The sequence below is a fragment of the Flavobacterium sp. genome (genome assembly GCF_029945805.1).
In the GTDB taxonomy this organism is placed as follows: Bacteria; Bacteroidota; Bacteroidia; order Flavobacteriales; family Flavobacteriaceae; genus Flavobacterium.
Window position 1 is genome coordinate 1 of the sequence record NZ_JAQSDH010000003.1, and the last position, 5,659, is coordinate 5,659.

General features: G+C 30.8%; 7 protein-coding genes. 6 read left to right on the top strand and 1 reads right to left on the bottom strand.

The genetic code is table 11. The annotated features are described in order from the left end of the window. The first annotated feature begins 527 nt into the window (after positions 1-527). Both PSU83_RS00865 and PSU83_RS00870 read left to right on the top strand, forming a co-directional pair. Positions 528-695 carry a hypothetical protein gene (locus PSU83_RS00865; protein WP_300585670.1) on the top strand — a complete coding sequence of 56 codons (168 nt, stop codon included), beginning with the start codon at positions 528-530 and terminating at the stop codon, positions 693-695. Continuing rightward, on the top strand, positions 696-887 hold the full coding sequence (locus PSU83_RS00870) for a hypothetical protein (RefSeq protein WP_300585672.1): 192 nt from the start codon (positions 696-698) through the stop codon (positions 885-887). It abuts the gene before it with no gap. Positions 888-923: 36 nt separating this feature from the next. Here PSU83_RS00870 and PSU83_RS00875 read toward each other — a convergent pair whose 3' ends face one another. Further along, positions 924-1,466 carry a porin family protein gene (locus PSU83_RS00875; RefSeq protein WP_300585674.1) on the bottom strand — a complete coding sequence of 181 codons (543 nt, stop codon included), beginning with the start codon at positions 1,464-1,466 and terminating at the stop codon, positions 924-926. Between the two features lie 207 nt (positions 1,467-1,673). Between PSU83_RS00875 and PSU83_RS00880 the strand changes: the two genes are divergently transcribed. From PSU83_RS00880 to PSU83_RS00895, 4 genes are read left to right on the top strand one after another with little or no spacing between them, the layout of a single operon-like run. Continuing rightward, the gene (locus PSU83_RS00880; RefSeq protein ID WP_300585677.1) at positions 1,674-2,792 is read left to right on the top strand and encodes a hypothetical protein; all 1,119 of its coding nucleotides are present in this window, start codon (positions 1,674-1,676) and stop codon (positions 2,790-2,792) included. A 45-nt stretch (positions 2,793-2,837) separates the two neighbouring features. Then, positions 2,838-3,968, top strand: coding sequence for a linear amide C-N hydrolase (locus PSU83_RS00885; protein ID WP_300585680.1), 1,131 nt, complete (start codon positions 2,838-2,840; stop codon positions 3,966-3,968). Positions 3,969-3,998: 30 nt separating this feature from the next. Further along, entirely contained in the window at positions 3,999-4,430 is a 432-nt protein-coding gene (locus tag PSU83_RS00890; protein ID WP_300585682.1) for a phosphate-starvation-inducible PsiE family protein, read from the top strand. A gap of 29 nt (positions 4,431-4,459) precedes the next feature. Next, a complete protein-coding gene (locus PSU83_RS00895; protein WP_300585684.1) occupies positions 4,460-5,242 on the top strand; it encodes a hypothetical protein in 783 nt (260 codons plus the stop codon). Positions 5,243-5,659: the final 417 nt, after the last annotated feature.

The following is a 5,659-nucleotide window of genomic DNA, read 5'->3' on the forward strand; positions in this document are numbered from 1 at the left end:
CTATTTTTGAAATATAAATTAACAAAAAAACGTCAACCTATTTCAGGACAAGACATTTTCTAAGAACTTTCTCTTTTAAATTCACGTCTTCTTCCCTATTTGTGTAATAATTAAATATTGAAATTAAAACACATTTCGAAAAAAATGTTGCGTGAAAATGTTGCGTGAAAATGTTGCGTGGAAATGTTGCGTGGAAATTTTAACGTGGAAATTATTGTGTGGAAATTATTGTGTGGAAATTGATGTGCAAAAAGTATTGCGTATAAATTGTTGCAAGGATTTTTTTTGCGTGAAAAATGTTTGTAAAAGAAACGTGTGGAAAATAAAAAGTGGATAAGTATTGCGTGAAATGTTGCGTGAAAATGAAACTTGGCGCAACTACTAGTAACAGCCGTTTCGCACAATTGCGAATTTTGTTCAAAATTCACGTTCACGTTTCGCAAGAAATATTATCTTAGTGGAAAATAATCGGTTCCGAAGTTCGCAACTGATGCGAAGCGCCGGAACGTTGGCAGTAATTTTAAAAAATGCAAAATCCTGAAATATCTATTAAAATCATACTTTTTTCATTCAAAGTTAATGCTCAAGATTTCACAATAGAAATTAATCAAGCGACAACAGGATATAGAAAACTATTTATTGAAAAAAACTTTTCTGCTATTTCTAATTTTGCTTCGCCAAAACTTATCGAATAATTGAAAACAAAAGAAGATTTTATTTACTTTTTAACCGAATTGACTAAAAATGCAGAATCGAAAGGTGCGAAAGTAACGAACATAAATTTCGGAAAAAATTCAGAAATAGTAAATTACAAAGAACAATTTCAATGTTCGGTTCCTTTTACTTTAGAAATGGAATACGAAAAAAGAAAAGCCATTTCACTATGAAATATGAAATGGCTTTTTTTGTATACTATTTAATTATTACAAGTTGTAACCTAAAGAGAATTGAATTACTCTGTTTGTTATTTCAGAATTTTTTGAAGTATCACTCAAACCTATAACATAGCGTCCTTGCACAAAAACATGTTTTGTTACATTTACTGATAATCCTCCAACAACACCAAAATCAAATCTATTAGCGCTAGAATTAACAATTGCCACATTGGTATTGTCTAGTAAAAATGAAAACTGTGGGCCAGCATCTAAGCTTAATTTATCAGTAATTAAGTAAAATTTAGCTAAAACAGGTACTGTTAGATAGTCGTAATTTATATCTTTAAAGGCAGCATTGTCAGCTTTTGCTCCTTGAGTAGAATATAAAAATTCTGGTTGGATTGATAAGTTTTGAATGGCTTTAATTTCTAAAACACCACCAAAATGATAACTGGCTCTGCTGCTGTAACCAGTTATTCCGTTAAGATCTGACAAGTTTAAACCTGCTTTAACGCCAAATTTAATCTTTTGAGCATTACTACTTAATGTTGTAAATAGTACAAATGTTACTACTAAAAATGTTTTTTTCATGTTTTTTTTTAAAAAATAATAACAAATTTATGATTAAAAATAATAGTAGCCAAATTTTTCTAAAAAAAATTAAATTCATTAAAACGTTTTTCTACAATTTCAGATTGAAATAAAATAATCTATATTTGCTAAATTAATACATAATAAAAATTTTATTAATAATATTTTGTTCAAATTTTAAGTATTATCACAGTTATTAAAAAATTCATGAGAAACGTCAATAGATTTCAAATTACAGTACTCCTTATTATAACTTCGTTATCTGTAAAAGCACAAAATACCCAAGATGAAAAACTAAATCTTCCAGGGGATAATCTAAACTTATATGCGGTTTTAAATCTTTTTCAAGAATCAGAAACGCTTGAAAGTTTTGAAAAAAATCTTAATGCTGAAGATTCAAAAATCAACAACCTTGATTTAAACAACGATGATAAAACAGATTACATAAAAGTAATTGATAACGCAGAAGGAGAAACGCATTTAATTGTATTGCAAGTTGCAATAAATCAGAAAGAAAATCAAGATGTTGCTGTCTTTAGTGTGAGTAAAGACGAGGACAAACAGATTCAAATACAACTCATTGGTGACGAAGAATTATATGGTAAAGACTATATCATAGAACCTAATTCGGGTGAATCTGCATCTCAAGGAGCGACTCCAAATCCCGGTTATTCATCTAATACAATTAATTCAGAAGGTAAAACTATTGTAGTTGAAAAAACGGTAGTAGTACAAGTTCAAACCTGGCCTGTAATTACCTACATGTACACTCCAGCATATGTAAGATGGCGTTCTCCATGGTATTGGGGCTATTATCCACCATACTGGAACCCATGGAGACCCTACTACTGGGATTATTACTACGGTTATCATTCTCATTGGCATTCACATTATCATGACCATTATCACAATAGTCATTATTATCGTACCCCTTTATACCGAAACAATTATTACAACAGAAATAGATCACAGTCAAGCATTGTAAGAAATAATAGAACTATTGGAAATTACAATAAAACATACTCTAAACCAGAAACAAGACAAGATGGATCTGCTGAATTTACGCGTAAAAATCAGAATAGTATTCGTCCTTCATTCCCTTCCAAAAGCAATTCAGGTTCTATAAATAATACAAATAGAGCAGTTAATAATACTAAACCATCTACTAAACCAGGTACAAATTTTAATACAAGACCAGCTACCAGACCTTCAACTAGACCTGCTTCAAATGGTAATACTAGACCAACAACCAGACCAGCAACTAGACCCACTAACAAACCAACTGTAACTCGACCAAGAACAACTAGACCTGCTTTAAGAAAATAGTTCATTTTTTATACAATCTAACAAAAAACTTTAAAACCAACAAGCATGAAAAAAAATTATTTAATTAGAAACAGCATTATTACTATTATTATTTTCTCTTTGATTTCATCACCAATTTACGCGTGCACTGGTATTACTTTGCTATCAAAAGATGGCGGAGTTGTGGTTTCTAGAACAGTAGAATGGGCTTTAAGTGACGCACAACACAATCAGGTTTTGATTGTTCCAAGAAATAAACAATTCAAAGCACAAACACCGGAAGGTTTAAATGGTAAAAACTGGAAGGGTAAATATGGTTTTGTTACACTTACAGCTTATGGGCAACCTTATGGTCCGGATGGTTTAAATGAAGAAGGTCTTTATGTAGGCGTTTATTATTTGCCTGGATTTGCGGAATATTCAGTATACAATAAAAATAATGCGTCTAAATCGATGAGCGTTGGCGATATGATGCAATGGATGCTTTCCTCTTTTAAAACGGTAGATGAAGTTTTAGCGCACCTAAATGAAATAGTAGTTGTTGGTGTTGAAAATAAAAATTTTGGCGGTGCTGATTTACCTTTCCATTTTAAAATTGTTGACCCAAGTGGTACCAGTAGAATTATTGAATTAGTAAATAAAGGAGAAGTGAAAATTTATGATCCTTACTTAGGTGTTATTACTAACTCTCCACCATACGATTGGCATGTTATCAACCAAAGAAATTATTTGAATTTGTCCACAATGCCAAATCAAAAACAAACTTTTGGTAATTATGAATTAAATCCTTTTGGAGGCGGTTCAGGATTATTAGGATTGCCCGGAGACTTTACACCACCATCTCGTTTTGTTAGAGCAGCAGCATTTACGGCAACATGCAGACCATTAAACACTTCTTTAGAAGCTGTGTTTGAGTCATTCAGAATTCTTGATAATTTTAATATTCCAATAGGTGCTCAAGTTCCAGGTGATAAATTACCTGAAGGTGTTGTTAGTGCAACTCAAGTTACTTCGTCTAGCGATTTAAAAGAGAAAGTATACTATTATCATACCATGTGGAACAGACAAGTTCGAAAAATAGACTTAAAGTCAATTGATTTTGCAACAATAGAAGAACAAATCGTTAATGATGACGCAAGCAAGCAAAATTCAGTAAAAGATGTTACGCCGCTTCCAAAAAAAACAAAAAAGAAATAAAGACTTTATTAACATAATTAAATGGATCAAATGAACTTTATAGATCGAATAATTCACTCAACAGAAAAAACCATATTTTATGTATTATCAATTTTAATCCTACTATTTGTTATCTATGAAGTGTTTGCACTAATCCATCTATTCTATACCGAAGTTAGCGATGCATCAATTTCAGATAATAAATCTATAGCTCTTTCTGGCGTTTCATTATTTTTTAATATCATAATTGCATTAGAAATAATGGAAACTTTTAAAGGACATAATGATAATATTTTGCGTAAAGTGAAAATAATATTACTCATAGCATTAACAGCAATATCAAGAAAAGTAATTGTTATGGATGTTAAACATGCTGATATTAATATTGATTTAGGCATTTCTATATTGATACTATCTATTTGTTTTGGGTATTTTATTCTTAGTTATAAAACGAGAACTAATAGTTATAAGAAATCAGAATAATTAAAAATTAAAATAATCTCAAAAAAAGAATGTCCTATCTAAATGAATTTGATGCCTGGAAAATAGCATCACTCTTAATGCTAACAATATTTGCTTTAACTTATTTTGGTTACAAAGCGGGTAATTTAAAGTTAAAGAAACTAAAAGTTAAAACTTTAAAGGAATCAAGTTCCAGTTTTAGTTCCCTTTCGGGATTACTATTTCTACTGCTGGCTTTTACTTTTGGAATGAGTGTTAGCAGATATGATAGTCGTAGGCAAGTTATTGTAGAAGAATCAAATGCCATTAGCACCGCTTTTTTACGTGCCGATTTATATACAGAAAAAGAACGTGTATTATTTAAAAAAGACTTCAAACTATATATTGAATCGAGAATAAATTATTACAAAGCTGGCAAAGATCAAGATAAAATTAAGCTTTCAAATAGTGTTACCCAATCTATTTCGACAAGGTTATGGCAAAGAGCTTCAAAACTTTCCTTTGATCACACCAATACGGATGCAACGCGTCTAATGATTCCGGCATTAAACGAAATGATTGATATTACTACAACCAGAGCCGCAGGCGAGAAAGCAAAAGTTCCTGATAGTATTATTTGGTTACTTTTTGTCTTAGCCTGTTTCACTTCATTTTACTCTGGATATTCTGCTGCTTTAAAAGGAAGTATTGATTGGTTAGTGGAATTTGGTTTCTGTATGATGATTTCAGTTACCGTCTTATTCATATTCGATTTAGACCGTCCTTTCAGAGGTTTAGTAACATTGGACGAATCAAACAAGAATATAATTGAATTGAGTAATAATTTCAATTAAGTTAAAAATTACTACCAACAACCCTTTCAAGAAATGGTCAGAAATGTGCTAAATTGATGTATTTCTTTCGCAAGAAAAACTATCTTAGGGGAAAATATGCGGTTACGAAGTTCGCCACTTCTTCAGGCAACGGAAAATTGGCAGCAATTTTGACGTGATTCAATTAATAACCTAAAATGGTCAACGTAATTTAGGATAAGACACCCTACAGAATCTTGACCCAACTTCTAAATAACCCACAATAGAATATAAATCCTAAATAAAGATAAAATCTTAGTCTAATACTGCACAGATATTTTAGTGAATTATATAAAACCCAAAGAGAATTATTTTAAAAAAAGTCATCAATCTTTCGCAAGTTTATGGATATACTAATTTAGCTTCCAGTTGGAGTTAAGAATAAAATCTTAATTTTAA